The sequence below is a fragment of the Streptomyces sp. NPDC052036 genome, assembly GCF_040680495.1.
Lineage (GTDB): Bacteria > Actinomycetota > Actinomycetes > Streptomycetales > Streptomycetaceae > Streptomyces.
Genome location: NZ_JBFAWW010000073.1, coordinates 1 through 15,719 on the forward strand (window position 1 = coordinate 1; position 15,719 = coordinate 15,719).

General features: G+C 68.2%; 12 protein-coding genes and 3 pseudogenes. 7 read left to right on the plus strand and 8 right to left on the minus strand.

What is annotated here, in order from left to right; genetic code table 11:
- Positions 1 to 67: 67 nt before the first annotated feature.
- Positions 68 to 166, plus strand: a pseudogene (locus AB0L95_RS40695) (hypothetical protein); the annotation flags it as partial.
- Between the two features lie 136 nt (positions 167 to 302).
- On the opposite strand, the gene AB0L95_RS40700 reads toward AB0L95_RS40695, so the two are convergent.
- Complete coding sequence (locus AB0L95_RS40700) at positions 303 to 536, minus strand: hypothetical protein (RefSeq protein WP_365171550.1); 234 nt, start codon at positions 534 to 536, stop codon at positions 303 to 305.
- Between the two features lie 396 nt (positions 537 to 932).
- Positions 933 to 1,508: a TerD family protein gene (locus tag AB0L95_RS40705; RefSeq protein ID WP_365171528.1), complete on the minus strand. Its 576-nt coding sequence runs from the start codon at positions 1,506 to 1,508 to the stop codon at positions 933 to 935.
- Positions 1,509 to 1,663: 155 nt separating this feature from the next.
- Here AB0L95_RS40705 and AB0L95_RS40710 point away from each other — a divergent pair, with 155 nt between their 5' ends.
- Complete coding sequence (locus AB0L95_RS40710) at positions 1,664 to 2,098, plus strand: sec-independent translocase (protein ID WP_365171530.1); 435 nt, start codon at positions 1,664 to 1,666, stop codon at positions 2,096 to 2,098.
- A gap of 66 nt (positions 2,099 to 2,164) precedes the next feature.
- The gene (locus tag AB0L95_RS40715) at positions 2,165 to 2,392 is read left to right on the plus strand and encodes a hypothetical protein (protein ID WP_365171532.1); all 228 of its coding nucleotides are present in this window, start codon (positions 2,165 to 2,167) and stop codon (positions 2,390 to 2,392) included.
- A gap of 66 nt (positions 2,393 to 2,458) precedes the next feature.
- Here AB0L95_RS40715 and tatA read toward each other — a convergent pair whose 3' ends face one another.
- Positions 2,459 to 2,692, minus strand: coding sequence for a Sec-independent protein translocase subunit TatA (tatA, locus tag AB0L95_RS40720; RefSeq protein ID WP_365171534.1), 234 nt, complete (start codon positions 2,690 to 2,692; stop codon positions 2,459 to 2,461).
- Between the two features lie 275 nt (positions 2,693 to 2,967).
- Here tatA and AB0L95_RS40725 point away from each other — a divergent pair.
- Positions 2,968 to 4,223: pseudogene (locus tag AB0L95_RS40725) on the plus strand (LCP family protein); the annotation flags it as partial.
- A gap of 122 nt (positions 4,224 to 4,345) precedes the next feature.
- On the opposite strand, the gene AB0L95_RS40730 reads toward AB0L95_RS40725, so the two are convergent.
- The 5 genes and pseudogenes from AB0L95_RS40730 to AB0L95_RS40750 form a co-directional block, all read right to left on the minus strand.
- Positions 4,346 to 6,061: an LCP family protein gene (locus tag AB0L95_RS40730; RefSeq protein ID WP_365171536.1), complete on the minus strand. Its 1,716-nt coding sequence runs from the start codon at positions 6,059 to 6,061 to the stop codon at positions 4,346 to 4,348.
- An 806-nt stretch (positions 6,062 to 6,867) separates the two neighbouring features.
- Positions 6,868 to 7,368: a lytic transglycosylase domain-containing protein gene (locus AB0L95_RS40735; RefSeq protein WP_365171538.1), complete on the minus strand. Its 501-nt coding sequence runs from the start codon at positions 7,366 to 7,368 to the stop codon at positions 6,868 to 6,870.
- Positions 7,369 to 7,601: 233 nt separating this feature from the next.
- A pseudogene (mgtA, locus tag AB0L95_RS40740) lies at positions 7,602 to 10,242 on the minus strand (magnesium-translocating P-type ATPase).
- Between the two features lie 49 nt (positions 10,243 to 10,291).
- Entirely contained in the window at positions 10,292 to 10,660 is a 369-nt protein-coding gene (locus AB0L95_RS40745) for a metalloregulator ArsR/SmtB family transcription factor (RefSeq protein ID WP_365171540.1), read from the minus strand.
- Positions 10,661 to 10,854: 194 nt separating this feature from the next.
- Complete coding sequence (locus AB0L95_RS40750; protein WP_365171542.1) at positions 10,855 to 11,880, minus strand: TerD family protein; 1,026 nt, start codon at positions 11,878 to 11,880, stop codon at positions 10,855 to 10,857.
- A 241-nt stretch (positions 11,881 to 12,121) separates the two neighbouring features.
- Here AB0L95_RS40750 and AB0L95_RS40755 point away from each other — a divergent pair, with 241 nt between their 5' ends.
- The 3 genes from AB0L95_RS40755 to AB0L95_RS40765 all read left to right on the plus strand — a co-directional run bounded on the left by AB0L95_RS40755 (position 12,122) and on the right by AB0L95_RS40765 (position 15,589).
- The gene (locus AB0L95_RS40755) at positions 12,122 to 12,388 is read left to right on the plus strand and encodes a GlsB/YeaQ/YmgE family stress response membrane protein (RefSeq protein WP_365171544.1); all 267 of its coding nucleotides are present in this window, start codon (positions 12,122 to 12,124) and stop codon (positions 12,386 to 12,388) included.
- 428 nt (positions 12,389 to 12,816) lie between these two features.
- The gene (locus AB0L95_RS40760; protein ID WP_365171546.1) at positions 12,817 to 13,746 is read left to right on the plus strand and encodes a transposase family protein; all 930 of its coding nucleotides are present in this window, start codon (positions 12,817 to 12,819) and stop codon (positions 13,744 to 13,746) included.
- Positions 13,747 to 13,978: 232 nt separating this feature from the next.
- Positions 13,979 to 15,589 (plus strand): IS1182 family transposase, encoded by a 1,611-nt coding sequence (locus AB0L95_RS40765; RefSeq protein WP_365171548.1) that lies wholly within the window; start codon positions 13,979 to 13,981, stop codon positions 15,587 to 15,589.
- Positions 15,590 to 15,719: the final 130 nt, after the last annotated feature.

The following is a 15,719-nucleotide window of genomic DNA, read 5'->3' on the forward strand; positions in this document are numbered from 1 at the left end:
CCCCGAGCTGCTGATCGTCGCTGACGCCGGCTACGACCTGGCCCGTCTGGCCCATCTGCTCGCGGACCTGCCCGTGGAGGTATGCGGCAGGCTCCGCTCGGACCGCGTGATGGCCCGGGACCCGGCCCCACACAACGCCCGGCCCCGGCCGGGCCGCCCGCGCATGCACGGTGCTCCGTTCGCCCCTGGCCAGGCCCACCACCTGGGGAGATCCGCAGACCGAGACCCGGACCGACACCACTCGCTACGGCACCGCGACCGCCCGGGCATGGGACCGGCTCCATCCCCGGCTCACCCGCCGCTCAGCCTGGATCACCGACCAGAATGCCGAACTCCCCATCCTGCACGGCCTCGTGGTCCGCCTGAGTGTCGACCGCCTGCCCGGCGGACGGAATCCCGACGCCCTTGGCCTCTGGGTCGCGGGGCCGGCACAGGTGCACCCGGGTGGCGAGCAGGCCCGCGAACGCGGCGAACTCACTGGTCAGCCTGCCCTTGCCGACACCCGCCTCGTTGTCCCACACCAACGTCTTCGGCACAGCTTGCCACCCGGTCAGCAGACGCCAGTGACCGTCGACGTGACCTGCTGCACCAAGGTGGTGGTCCGCTTCCCGGCGATGCAGTGGTCGGCGGCGCGGAGGCGAATGGCATGTCCGAGTTGATCCTCGGCATGGTGGCCGTCGTCGGCCTGCACTTCCTGCCGCTCGCCGCGCCCTTCCGGAAGCCCAGCTTCCATGCGGCCGCGGGCCGATGACGGGCGACGGGTGTTGCGGGCTGTGTCATCGGTATCGCTGGAGGGTGGGCGGAGACCGTCCAGATGACCGTGGGCGTCGGCGCCGCCGTCATGCTGTGGGGAACCGCGTGCCTGGTCCGGCACAAGCCAGCCGGACCGGCAGAGCGGCCTGGAGCAGAGGTGCTGACTGAGAGCGGTGCGGTCAGACGCTGACGCCGAAGTCCTGCGCGATGCCGAGCAGACCGGAGGCGTACCCCTGACCGACCGCACGGAACTTCCATTCACCGCCGTGGCGGTAGAGCTCTCCGAAGACCATCGCGGTCTCCGACGAGGCGTCCTCGGACAGGTCGTAGCGTGCGATCTCCTGTCCGCCCGCCTGGTTCACCACACGGATGAACGCGTTGCGCACCTGCCCGAAGTTCTGGCCACGCTCCTCCGCCTCGTGGATCGACACCGGGAACACGATCTTCGCGACCTCGGCCGGCACGACGGCCAGATTCACCTTGATGGACTCGTCGTCGCCCTCGCCCTCTCCGGTGAGGTTGTCGCCGGTGTGCTCCACCGAACCATCCGGACTCTTGAGGTTGTTATAGAAGACGAAGTACTGGTCGGAGACGACTTTCCCGGTCACATCGCAGAGCAGAGCGGAGGCGTCCAGGTCGTAATCCGCACCGGTAGTGGTGCGCACGTCCCAGCCCAGACCGACCACGACGGCACTCAGGCCCGGCGCCTCCTTGCTCAGCGACACATTGCCGCCCTTGGCCAGGGAAATTCCCACGGCTCATCCTCCCGACTGTGGACTGTCTGTACGGTCACTGGGTTTCAACGCCGACCCTAACCGCCACGGTTCCCATAGTTGCGCAACTTATAAAGCGTTGAGGTGACAGGTTCCCGCGCTGGGCGGGCCGACCTGGCGACGCCGAGGGGTGTCAGATGTTCTCCGATGTGGGCCCGTTGGAACTCATCACGCTGACGGTTCTCGCCGTCCTGGTCTTCGGCCCGGACAAGCTGCCGGAGGTGATCCAGAACGTGGCCGGGTTCCTACGCAAGGTGCGGGAGTTCTCCGAGAACGCCAAGGAGGAGGTCCGCTCCGAACTGGGGCCGGAGTTCAAGGACTTCGAGTTCGAGGACCTGCATCCGAAGACGTTCGTGCGCAAGCACGTCCTCGGCGGCGACGGGCTCGGGCTCGACGAGATCCGCAGCACACTCGATCCGAGAGCGGAGCTGGAACAGGTCGCGGACGTGGTACGCGAGACAGCGGACAAGAGCCGGGCGGGCGCCGAGGATGCGGGGCGCGTGCGCCTGGCGAAGACCACATTGGCAGAGCCCCCGGCTGCCCCGCCCACGGTCGACCCCGATGCCACTTGAGCGGCACCCACACGGGTGCGCCTGCCACGCAAGCTTAAAAACTTGCGCAACCTCTAAACTATTGCCATGGAGACGACTGATGCGGTCTGGGAGACCGCCGTGCTCGATGGCGGGCCGGCGGACGGCTTACACGTGAGGGTTTCCGGCCGACCGCGAGTGCTCCAGGTGACCTATCCCTGTCCAGTCGATGCCGCGTCGCCGGGTGTGCGCGCGGAGAGCGTGTACGTCTACCGCAGGGATTACGGCGTGACCAGCGAACCACTGCGGTACGGCTTCGACGTCGCCAGCCCCTGAGAAGTGCGGCGTGCAGCGTCAGTGGGCTGCACCATTTTTCGTTGCCGGCCGGGCCGTCTCAGTCCCTCAGGGTGCCGCCTGGGTGTCCCGGGACGCCGGCTCGGCGGCCGCGTCCCCGGCCGGGGCGGCGGAGGGCTGTGTGGCGCCCTCCTCCTTCATGGCCTTGACCTCGCTCTTGAGCATGCGCATGAACTTGCCCAGCCCGCGGGCGGCCTCGGGCGGCTTCTTCGAGCCGAACAGCAGGATGATGGCGATCGCCACGATCAGCAGGTGCCAGGGTTCCAGTCCGTTGCGAAGCATCCCGCCCCCTTCTTTTGACCGGGCAGCGGCACGGACCGGGAACGGCGTACCATCCACCTTCATTGCTAGATTGCGCAACTGTACAACCGTCAGTCGGGGTCAGTCGTCCCCTCTGTATGAGTCAGTCCGATGAGGGCGCATCGATGACCGCCAGTGGCAATCAGGTGCCACCCGTCGGCCGTCGGCGTCGAGCGGAGCCGCATTGCGGCCATACGGCACGCGGTAGCCGGACGAGACGAGGCCGCAGTCGCAGCCCGCTGGGAACGGCGCTGCTGATGGCGCTGTCGGTGACTGTGCTCGGTGTGGCCGGCCTGGGCTGGATCTATCTGCAGTTGAACGGGGACATCAACACCTTCGACGGGGACGGCCTGTCCAAGAACCGTCCCGATGGCGGTTCGTCCAAGGGCGAGAACGTGCTGGTCATCGGCTCGGACGCGCGCAACGACGGCAACAGCGCCCTCGGGGGCGGCAGCAAGGACGACATCGGCCGCTCCGACACCGCGTTTCTTCTGCACACCTACGGCGACCACAAGCATGCGATCGCGGTGTCGATCCCGCGCGACACACTGGTCCGCCGTGCAAACTTCCCGACGGCAACTGGACGAAGACCCAGACCGACACGATGTTCAACTCGGCCTTTTCGGTTGGGCAGACGGAGAGGGGCAACCCGGCCTGCACCCAGAACACGGTCGAGAAACTCGCCGGTCTGCGCGTCGACCACACCGTCGTCGTCGACTTCAAGGGCTTCGCGTCCCTGACGGACGTGGTCGGCGGGGTGAAGGTGTGCCTCCCACAGGACATCTACGAAGGAGACCTCAACCCCCACCGCACCACCAAGGGCGACCTGATCTTCAAGAAGGGCGAGCAGACCGTCTCAGGGCAGAAGGCCCTCGATTACGTCCGCATCCGGCACGGCATCGGGGACGGCTCCGACATCGGAAGAATCAAGCGCCAGCAGGCGTTCGTCTCCAGCCTCCTCAAGCAGATCAAGAGTGACGGGCTCACCCCTACGAAGCTGTTGCCGCTCGCCACCGCCGCCACGAAGTCCATGACCGTCGACCCCGGGCTCGGTACGGCAAACAGACTGATCTCCTTCACGATGACTCTGAAGGACATCGATCTGCACAACACCAAGTTCGTGACCATTCCCTGGCGCTACCAGGGCTCGCGTGTCGCGGTCGTGGAGCCCGACGCCTCACAGCTGTGGGCTGCGCTCAAGGCCGACCGCACAATCGACGGCAAGAAGGGCGGCGGCAAGAAGGGCACTGCCAAGCCGTCCGCCTCCGCTGCACCGCGTCCGCGCGAGAGCGTCTCCGGGGACGGCATCGACGTCGCGGTCTACAACGGCACCACCACGAGCGGCCTTGCCGCGAGAGCAGCGGCGGCGCTGACCGAGCACGGTTTCACGGTCACCGGTACCGCGAACGCCAACGCCCGACAGCACCCCACCACCGTCATCCAGTACGGAACGGGCTTGCAGGCCCAGGCCAAAACCGTCGCCACGCTGTTCCCCGGCGCAACGCTGAAACCGATCGGCGGATCGGCCATGAACGTGGTCGTGCAATCGGGCAAATATTAACCTCTCCGCACCGCAAGCAATCCTTTACACTCCGTAATCGCTTTGCGGCGCCCACGGCGTATCGCGCGTCGGTCTCAGGAGTCGGAGTCGGGCTGGTTTTTCGCCGCCGCGTACGCCTGGGACGGTGTCATGGGGACTCCGTTGAGGCTGACGGTCCGGTACGGGCTGACCCGGGCACAGGTCTTGGACTGGTCGGCGGTCTGGGCGTGGGCGTTGGAGACCGCGGCCTTGGTATCTGCGGGAGCAGGCGAGGACGTGCCGTCCGGGTAGCTGGTGCCGCTGGGCCAGTCTCTGCCGATCACCAGCGTCAGGCCCGTGCCGGTGCCCTGCTGCAGATGCGAGGCGGGCAGGCCGAGCGCTTTGGCGGCCGTCTGCGCCTCGGCCTTCTGGCCGGTGCCGTAGGTGAGGGTGGTGGTCGCGGCCTGGCTTGCGGCGTTGGCCGTGGTCGTGGCCGAGCTGAAGCCCTTGTCGGTGAGCGCGCCGGCGACGGCAGAGGCGCGGCCGGTGATCGTGGTGCCGTTCTCCACCGTCACAGCGACCTCAGATGCAGGCACGGCCGAGGCGGTGGCGTTGGCCTTCGCGGTCGCGGTCGCGGAGTTATTGCCCAAACCGGTGGTCAGGGACTGGTCGTTGGCGATGGTCGCGAACAGGCTCCTGGCGCCCTCGCCCACCACCACGCGGTCGCTGTCGGTCGGGTCGGGGGACGTCTGCATCGTTGTGAAGGTCATCCGCTTGGTGGGGACCTTGTTCACATCGGAGGCAAGCCCGATCAGCTTGCTGACGCTGCCGAGGCCGTCGTCCACGGTCAGCGCCTTGGTGGCGGCATCCGCGAGGCTGTAGACCGCGGTGGGGTCTGTGAGCGTGCCCGCACTCTTGAACTTGCGCATCATCGCGCTCAGGAAGATGTGCTGGGACACCGTTCGGCCCAGGTCGCTGCCGTCGCCGAAACCGTGCCGGGAGCGGACGAACTCCAGGGCCGCGACGCCCTTGAGGGTGTGGGCGCCCTTGGTCAGCTTCAGGTGCGAGTAGGTGTCGTAGACGTTGTCGCTGACGCACACGGACACGCCGCCGACCGCGTCGGACATCTTGACCACGCCGGAGAAGTCGAGTTTGACGAAGTGGTCGATGGGGATGCCCGTGAGCTGATGAATGGTGGCCACCTGGCACGCGGGGCCATACTGGAGCGCGCTGTTGATCTGGCCGTAGTAGCCGGCCGTGGACTGGCCGTTTGCGCTGTCCTTGCAGGCCGGAATCTGGGTCATGGTGTCACGGGGGATGCTCATGACGGTCGCGTTGGAGCGGTCGGCGGATATGTGCATCACCATCTCCACGTCCGCGTTCCCGCTGCCGGTCTGCACGCCGGTCTGCGAGCAGCCGCCGCCGAGCTTGCAGTCCTCCGCGCTGGTACGGCCGTCCGAGCCCATGACCAGGATGTTGATCGGGGTGCGGCCGAACGCGTCGGCCTTCTCCGTTCCGCCCTTGCCGTCGAGCGAGACGCTGTGGATGTTGTCGTTCAGGTGCTGGTAGAACCACCAGCCGACACCCGCCGTGCCCAGCATCAGGAGTGCCAGACATGCCCCGGCGATCTTCAGCGGCCGCCTGCCGCGCCGCATCGGACGCGCCCGACGCCGCGACGTGGCACGCTCGTCACCCTGGCGAGAGGCCGCCCTTGCCGCGGCCCGGCCGCCCGAAGGGCGCGCTCCGTCGGCTCCGGCTGTGCGCTGTCCGGGCACCTTGGTGGTGCGGTCGCGCGTGACCTGACTGCCCGGGCCGTCCCACGGGTCGCTCATCTCCCACTCCCATGAACGGTCGGGCCTGCCAGGCCGACCGTCGGTGTACGGCTGGCGTCAGCGGCGGTGCCATCGAGCGAAGCGGGCGCGTCACACGCCACTTGCTTAGTTGCGCAATCTAGCAAACGAATAGTCCGAGCAGCACGCCCCACGCACGATTCACAGGTGAGGCACCTCAGGGAACCGCCTCCCGAGCCGGCACGTCGGGCGCGGTACGTGTCCGTCCTGGGCCCATCCGGCGATCGCCGTTCATGCCGTCGTTTGTTCCAAGTCGACCTTCAGGAACAAGCCACAGTGATGTGGGCCACAACTCGCTGCCGCGTCATGCTCGCGGACCTGGCCGGCAATTGGAGGCGTCTCACAAGCTCAATGCATGTTCTGTCCGAACCGCGTTGTGATCCACGCGGCGCCGCGCTCGGCCAGGGCCCGCCTCCGTCCCCGCCGCGACCGGCGCACGGCAACGGGCGAGGATCGCTTCTGCGATGACGCAGCCGCCAGCCCAGCGAGACGACCTGCGGCGCGCGCCAGTTCCGCCTGCAGCCGTCGGTGTCGTTTGGAAGAACTGGCCCTCAATAACGCCGAATAGATTCCCTCGACCTCAGCCAAGGCAGCGCCCAGCCGCAGGTTCGCGTCACGCACTCGTCCCATGTCCCCGCCCGGCATGAACGCCCTTCCTCCCCCTGATACCGGGGCCGACCCCCCCGCTCATTTCAATTATTGCGCAATGCCGCAAGCCAGGTGCTTGGTGTCGGAGAAGATCGGAAGGGGCGGTCGACCGCCGTCTCGTTTAGGGAGTCCCTGCCTCCTCAGCCTGCGCCGACAGCCCTTCCCGCCTCGGTCCAGTTCGCGTGCAGCCGGTCCAGGTACGACCGGGCCTGGCTGCCCGGGGTCGCGCCGTGGCAGAAGGCCAGCATGTTGCTCGCGCCGGTGTTGTACCCGAGGGCCAACAGGTCGTTCCTCGTGTAGGTGGCGGACCAATGGGGAGGCAGCTGGGCCGTCAGATCGTGCAAGTACCAGGCCTCGGCTTCGATGGCGAGGTCACGGTCGTCCGGCAGTTCCTCCCAACGGCGGGCGGCGAAGTCCCGGCCCTTCTTGACGTCGTCGAAGGCGGGGCGGTGCATGTTGGCGATGCCGAAAGCCGCATCCGGCTTGTACTTCTGCCAGGCCCGCTCGAAGGACGGGTCGTGTGGTTTGTACGCCTCGTTGTAGAGGATCGCCATCAGCAGCTGGGCGCTGACGCCGGTCTGACGGGCCCGGGTGCGGACCTGGGAGGCATAGACGGCGGGGTCGTACGACCAGGTGGTCAACGGCGAAGGGGGCGGGATGGAGGGCCCGGACGATGGGGTCGGTGGGGAGGCTGGCCTCTTCACGGGAGGTGCCGTGTCGCCCTGCGGGGTGCCGACCGCGCGCACGATGACATACACCACCAAGGCGAAGACCACCACGGGCAACCACCGTCGGCGCTTCGGTACCCGGGACTCTGACATGTCGCGCCTCTCTCGCGTCTGCCCTCGGCCGACAACCTTGTACAGCAGGAGGATTAAAAGGGACGTGAGCCGGCGCCAGGTGCCGGCGATCTCCCGAGACGGCCCACCGAAGCAGGGCCGCTGCCATCACGGCGCTCGAAACGTGTGCGGGCCGCCAGAAGGCCTCCGGCGTAGAGGACGAGGACCGCGGTGAGCAGCAGGTAGTACACGGCAGGCAGGGCGGTCAGGCCGAACATCGGCCCCAGCGGTGAGGGGGGAAGAACCACGCCGATGGCGGCCAGCGTGAGCACGGCCCAGGCGACCGGACCCGGCCTGCGGTGTTCGGCGCTACGACGGCCGGCGCGGAGCAGCACCACCACCACGGCCTGAGTGATCAGGTTCTCGGTGAACCACCCGGAGTGGAACACCGCCTCGTCGTCGCCCGCCCCGGGCCCGTGCACGGTGAACGCGAGAACGCCGAAAGTGGCCACGTCGGCGACGGCGTTAAGCACACCGAAGCCGATGATGAAGCGCAGCAGCTCCCGTGGGTTCAGCACGGTCGGCCGGTGCAGCGTAGTGGGGTGGGCACGGTCGTAGGCAAAGGTGAGCTGGGCCGCGTCGAAACACAGGTTCTGCATCAGGACCTGTGCCGGAAGCATCGGCAGGAAGGACAGCAACAGACCAGCGGAGAGCATCGCGATGACGTTGCCCACGTTGGACGACAGCGTGATGCGCAGGTAGGTGGCGATGTTGCCACCCGTATGCCGGCCCTCGGCGACGGAGTGCGCGATCGTGGTGAGGTCCCTCCGCAAGCACCACGTCCGCGCCTTCCCGGGCCACATCGGATGCTTGCCGCGGGGCGATGCCGACGTCGGCGACGCGCAGCGCGGCCAGGTCATTGACCCCGTCGCCGAGGAAGCCCACCGTGTGCCCAGCGGCCTGCAGGGCCTCGGTGACACGGGCCTTGTGTTCCGGGGTGCAGCGCGCGAAGACGGTCGTGCGGCCGGCGACTTCGATGAGTTCGTGGTCGGAGAGGGTCTCGACGCGGTCGGCGGTGAGCACGGCGTCCTCACCGACGGGGATGCCCAGATCGAGGCACGCGCGCACGGCGGTACCCGGGTGGTCGCCGGTGAGGACCTTGACGGTGACACCCTGGCCGGTGAGGACCTTGAGCGCATCGGCGGCGATGGGTGCGAGCTCGTCCCGCAGGGTGACCAGGCCCCGGAAGGTCAGGCCGCGTGTATCAGCTGGCGTGTAGTCGCGCACACGGGCGGAACGCTCTGCGGTGGCGACCGCCAGGACACGCGCTCCGCCGTCGGCCTGCCGGGCGGCGAGGCCGGGCAGGCGTTCCCGCTCGTCGTCGGCGAGTACACAGCGTTCCAAGACGGCCTGGACGTCTCCCTTGACGACCAGGGTGTGCGTGCCGAGTCGGCCGGGGGTTCGGACCACCGCGGTGGCGAGGCGACAGTCGGGAGCGAAGGGCACGGCCGCGACACCGTCGTACGCGGTGAGCTCTTCTTCGTCGACCGCGTCCAGGATCGCCCCGTCCAGGGCGTCTGGTTCCGGCAGGTCGGCGAGTTGGAGGGTCCACCACGCATTGACAGCGGCCCAGTGCAGGACCTCGGGGTCGTCCCGGCCGTCGGGGCCGAGGGCGCGGTCGGCGACGGGCCGGTCCTGGGTAAGGGTGCCGGTCTTGTCCAGGCACAGCACGTCGACGGCGCCGATGTCGTGCAGAGCGGGCAGGCGCTTGACGATCACGCCGTGCGTACGGGCCAGCAGCGCAGCACCGCGGGCCAGACAGAGGGTGACGAGGACCGGCAGCATCTCGGGGGTCAGCCCGACCGCCACCGCCACAGCGAACGGCAGCGTCTCCAGCCCACGGCCACGCAGCGCCGCATTGGCCATCAGCACCAGCGGCGGAGTCAGCAGCATGAACCGGATGAGGATCCAGGAGATGCCGTGAACTGAACGGTCGAAGGCACTCGGCGCCGGTCGGTCGGTCCTGCTGTCGTGCGCGGCGGCGAACCGGGTGTGCGTGCCGGTCGCGGTGACGACCGCGGTGGCGCTGCCGGAAGACACACTGCTGCCCTGGAAACAGAGGTGGGGCTGTTCGAACACCCCACCGCCGGTCGCGCGAGGCAGGTCGTCGGCGGATTTGGCGACAGGTGCGGATTCCCCGGTCAGCGCGGCCTGGTGCACGCTCAGGCCGGTCGCCCGCAGCAGGCGTACGTCCGCCGGCACCAGGTCGCCCGGTCCCAGCCGAATCACATCGCCGGGCACCAGCTCGGCCACGGGTACCTCGCGGGCCACCGGGGCGGCTTCCTCGTCGGTCCGCCGGAGAACAGTGGCGGTCGTGGCGACCAGCTCACGCAGCGCGGCCGTGGACCGGTCGGCCCGATGCTCCCCAGAGGCGCGCAGTGCACAGCTCACCACAACGAGCAGGAGGATCACCGAGGCCGTACCCCAGGCGAAGACCGCTGCCGAGACCAGCCCAAGACATCCCAGCACCGCGGTGAACGGGTCCCGCAGGCTGCGCACGAACAGTCGTGTCCAGGAGGCTTCGCGCCGGGCAGGACCCGTGCTCTCCCCCAGCCGGGCCAGACGCTCCTCGGCCCGCGCCTCGGTCAGGCCGCGCAGGCCACTGTCCAGCCGGCACAGCGCCTCCAGCGCAGTCGGCACGGAAAGTCCTGTTGGGGCCTCATGCGGCGCGAACACGGCCGTCGGACCAGGTGTCTCGGCCTCCTGCCCCGAGGCCGCTGTGGTCTCAGCCACCGATCCCACGCAGCTCGCGCACCGGCGCGAGGGTGTGCTGCGAGCGTACGGTCAGCTGTCCGACCAGCACCCGCACCACTGTGACGATGTCCGGGTCATCGACGTAGTAGACCTGCCGTCGGCCCTCGCGACGGGAACTCACAAGCCCGGCGAGCTTCAGCTTGGCCAGATGCTGACTGACCGCGGGCAGCGCTCCGCCCACCTGGTCAGCGAGACGCGTCACGTCGCTCTCGCCCTGCGACAGCGCCCACATCAGGTGCAGCCGGGCCGAAGAGGCGAGCAGCCCGAACGCGGCGGCCGCCTCGGCAAGAACTTCCGCCGACGGGTCCTCGAAACCACCGACGTTCCCCGTCCCAGTCATCTCCCGTCCCGCCCGCGTCACAGCCGACGCCCATGCGCCGACTCAGTGTAGGCGTCCGCATGCTCAGCGTCCGCGCGCCAGGGAGACGTCTGGCCGTCCTCACCGGAGGCCGGACCGAGCAACGGCGGAACCGGGCGATCAGTCCTCGTAGTAGTTGTTGACTACCACGTCCGGTTCGTCGTCGAACGCCTCGTTCAGCAGGACGCCGCCGACGAGACCGGCTGCGCCGGCACCGATGAGCGCGCCGGCGCCGAAGCGGCGTCCACCGTTCTGCTGCTGGTGGTCGTGGTGGTCTCCGTAGGGCTGACCGTATCCCTGTGCGGATAGCCCTGCGGCGTTGTCTGCGGATACCCCTGCTGAGGCGGCGTGTAGAACGGCGGCGCGGTGGTCTGCACCCGCTGGGCGCAGCTGCCGCACGCCTGTACCGGCCTGCGTACGCCCCACTGCGGAGACCATGTCACGGTCGTCACGCCTGGGTCATGGTTGGGGTCAAAGAAGCACGTCGTTGAGGAACTCCCCGTGGTGTGCGGTGATGCTGCGTACGGCCCGGCAGGTGCGGAGACGACGGTCGGTGTCGGTGCTGTGGGGGACGACGGCGCGTACGTACGGGTGTCTACCGGCGGCGGGGTGACCAGGGCCGGGCCCGGGCTCGTCTCGCGCAGGACATCCACGCCGTAGTCGGTGGCGATGCCGGCGAGCCCGGAGGCATAGCCCTGACCGACCGCGCGGAACTTCCATTCGGCGCCGTGCCGGTACAGCTCGCCGAAGACCATCGCGGACTCGTTGGGCAGGCCACCGGCCGCGAGGTCGTAGCGGGCCAGCTCCGTGCCGCTGTCCTGGTCCAGGACGCGGATGTGGGCCCGGTGCACGTGCCCGAACGTCTGGCCGTGGCTCGCGCCCTCGTAGAGGGACACCGGGAAGACCATTTTCTCGATGTGAGCGGGCACCCGCGCGAGATCGACGTGGATCTGCTGGTCGTCTCCGCCGGCGGAACTGCCGCCCCCGGAGTGGCGGACCGAACCGTCGGGACTGGTCAGGTTGTTGAAGAACACGAAGTGCTCGTCCGACAGCATCTTGCCCGACTGATCGCACAGCAGGGCGCTGGCGTCCAGTTCGTAGCCGGTGTTCGCCTGCCATCCCAGACCGACCGTCACCGCAGTCAGGCCGGTTGCCTGCTTGCTCAGCGACACATTGCCGCCCTTGGTCAGGGACACACTCATGCACGTCCTCCGCAGCTGCTTCCGCTTCCCGCCTTCATCGTGATCAACGCGACCCTAACTCCTCCCAGTTACCGACTTGCGCAATGTCATGAGTGAGCGACAGCTCCGCAACGACGCATCGGCAGTAGCCCAATACACGGGTCACAGCCCATGACTCTCCATAGGCTTGCGCAATCAAGCAAGCGGAATCACTAGCGTCCGGCGGACTCCGTCCGGCCCGACCCGACTGGAGGACAACAAAGTGGGCATCATCGGCTGGATCATCCTCGGCCTGCTCGCCGGAGCCATCGCCAAGATCCTGCTGCCCGGCCGCGACCCCGGCGGCCTAATCGGCACCACCCTCATCGGCATCGCGGGCGCGTTCGTCGGCGGCTGGCTCTCCGCCCGCTTCCTCCACCGCCCGGTGGAGAAGCACTTCTTCGACCTCTACACCTGGGGCGCCGCGATCGCCGGCTCCCTCGTCCTCCTCATCGCCTACCGCATCCTGTTCGGCAACTCCCGCGACTGATCCCGCCTCTGAGCCCCTCGGTCACAGATGGGCGGAGATGGCGGGCAGCAGATCTTGGAACTTCCCGCGCAGGCGGGGATGGTCCCGGGATACCTTCGGTCCCGTACTCATGATGAACAGCGACACGACCACACCAACCACCGTGAAGAAACTCAGGATCAGAAGGCCGAAGCCGAGTCCCTTCGGTCTGACGATCGCTTCCCGGGCCTGTCTCAGCCGCGCGACCTCGCCCTCAAGATCTTCCAGTTGCTGCTGCGACCGCTTCTCCTGGGCCTTCAGAGCATCTCATCGCATACCGCGCTGCAACATCAGCGTGTCGGACAGGCCCGCCCTCGTCACCATCGCAGGAAGATGGCGAAACCTAACCGCGTTGTGTACGAGAGCGGTTTCGGCTGGTCGGGAACGTGAGAAGAGCCGTACGGGTTGGGATGCTTGTGAAGCGATCCTTGGCCCGTACGGCTCTCTCGCATCGTATCTGCACGGGCATCTCGAGGCGTCGACTCGGGGCGCTCATCGCCGAGTTGGCCAGCCCGTGGATGGCGCGGGAAAAGTCCCGGTTGGGCGAACGCCGAGGCCATGAGCGTCTGCGCGCCGAGGGCGGCGGACCCAGCCATCAACTGGTCTTCACCGATCGGGTGATCGCGACCCTGGTGATCCTGCGGTTCCAGCTTCCGCACGCCGCCCTCGCCGTCTTCTACGGCGTGGACCGCTCCACCGTCACGCGGGCTGTCCATGAGATCCGTCCGCTCCTGGCGGCGCGGGGCTTCGCGGTCCCCGGCGAGGTGGGACTGCGTCTGCACACGCTGGCCGATGTCTTCGCCTACGCCACCGCGAAGGGTGTTGAGCTACGCCTGGACGGCTCCGAGGTACGGGTCCGGCGTCCGAAGGCGGGCAGCCCCGGCCGGCGTGCGTTCGTGTCCGGCAAGATGCGGCAGCACACCAAGAAGGCCACCGTCATCACCGACGGACAGGGCCGGGCTCTGTGGACCGGCGCGGTCCGGCCGGGCCGTATACATGATCAGACGGCGGTCAAGACCGAGGGGATCGAGGCCCTCTTCGAGCAATATCCGCAGGTCAAGGCTAAGGTGGATGCCGGATATCGGGGCCTGGCCAAACGGTTTCCCGACCAGGTCCAAGCGCCGCCGAAGAAGCCTGCCAAGGACGCGTCGGCCGAGGAGGCCACCGCCTGGGAGGCGGCCCGCAAGAAGCAATCCTCGGAGCGGATATGCGTCGAGCACGCCAACGCCGAGCACAAGCAGTGGAGGCCCCTCCAGCGGTACCTCGGCCGCCGCGAGTACTACACCGAGACCCATCTGGCCATCGCCGGCCTCGTCTCCGACCGCACCGCAGAGCGGTAATCACCTATCAGCCAAACCGCCAGGCCAACACGCCCCAACCTTAGCTTGACTCTGTCGGGGATCTTGGAGTTTCCCGGGCCGGCAGCGTGATCAACGGGCATGCTCGGGGCTGTTCCGAAGGCCCCTGCGATTGTCGAGGTGGTCGTTGTCGCTCCGTCCTCGTTCCGGTGAGCAAGTCCCGTCTCTGACCGCGCAGATCGCGCGGGCGAGCAACCCGGGCGGTACGACGGCGATGTGGGTGAGAGACCGCTTGGACGGACTGTGGTGCGACGAGGACTTTGCCGGCTGGTACCCGCGCGATGGCCGTCCCGGTCTCTCGCCCGCCCAGTTGGCCGCCGTCTGCGTGCTGCAGTTCCTGCTTGGCCTGTCGGACCGGCAGGCGGCGGAAGCGGTCCGCTGCCGCATCGATTTCACATATGCGCCGGCTATGGAGCTGAGCGATCCCGGCTTCCACCACAGCGTGCTGGCCGACTTCCGTGAGCGCCTCACCCATGACGACCGCGCCGACCGTCTCCTTGATCTGGCGCTCGCCCGCTTGAAGGAGGCCGGACTCGTACGCGAGCGCACCACGCAGCGCACCGACTCCACCCACGTCCTGGCCGCGGTGCGCGACCTGACCCGGCTTGAACTGATCACCGAGGCGGTCCGTGCCGCGCTGGAGGAAGTGGCCCGCACGGCCGGGCATCTGCTTGTCGGCCTGGTCGACGAGGAGTGGGGGCGCCGCTACGGCCGTCCGGTGCGCCTGGGCAAGAACCCCACCCGGCCCAAGACCAGGATTCTTACCACCGGCGACGACGCCTGCCGCCTGCTGGAGCGCCTCCACCGGCACGGACCGGGCTACCGGCCTGGCGCGCAGGTCCAGGCGCTGCGGCAGATCGTCGTGCAGAACTACTACCGCGACGCGGCAGGCCGCCTGCGCTGGCGCACCGCCGACGACGGCGGGCTGCCGCCCTCCTCCTCGGCGATCGTCTCCCCCTACGACACCACGGCGTGCTACGTCCGCCATGGGCACATCATCAGCTGGAAAGGGTTCGCCGGGCATGTCACCGAGACGTGTGCCTCCGACAGCGTTAGCGTGATCACGGATGTGGCCACGACCTCGGCCGCCACGAACGACGCCCAGGCCCTGCCCGGTATCCACACCCGCCTGGCGCGCCGCGGGCTGCTGCCCGCCGAGCACCTGGTCGACGGCGGCTACACCTCGCTGGTCCACCTGGAACGAGCCGCCCGAGAACACCAGGTCACTGTCAGCGGGCCGCTGCCGGGCAACCCCACCCGCCAGCACCGCAGGAACGAAGGCTTCGACCGGGACGACTTCCACATCGACTTCGACCGCCGCCAAGTCACCTGCCCCCGGGGCCAGGTCAGCAAGGGCTGGCACGGCCCCTACCCGACCTCCTCGCCCACCGCGGCACCCCTGATCGTGGCACGGTTCACCAAGAGCCAGTGCCAGCCGTGTCCGGACCGCCCCCGGTGCACCAGCTCCCGCGAGAACGCCCGGAACGTGGGCTTTCCCCCACGAGAACTCCGCGACCTGCAAGTCCGGATCCGCACCGAGCAGCAGACGCCCGACTGGAAGGCCCGCTATGCGGTCCGCTCCGGAGTGGAAGGCACCATCAACGAGTTCGCCCACGGACACGGCATGCGCCACTGCCGCTACCGAGGACAGCCGAAAGCCCATCTGCAACACGTGTTCACGGCCATCGCCGTGAACATCGAGCGCCTCAGCGGCCGACCAGCGTCCGAGGAAGCTCCCTCACCCCGACCCCCCACCGCCTTTCAGATCTTCCTGGACCAGCGTGAGATCCCCCGGTCGAAGTCCTGGCGAACCCTCGGGAGCTAACCTCGACCATCCCAAGATCCCCGACAGAGTCAAGCTAAGCTTGATCTTTAACCTGTGCGGCCATAGTGCTGGTCGAGTGTCTCGGCGCGTTTGACGGTCTTTCCCGGTGTGTGGCGGGGTGCTCTCGTAT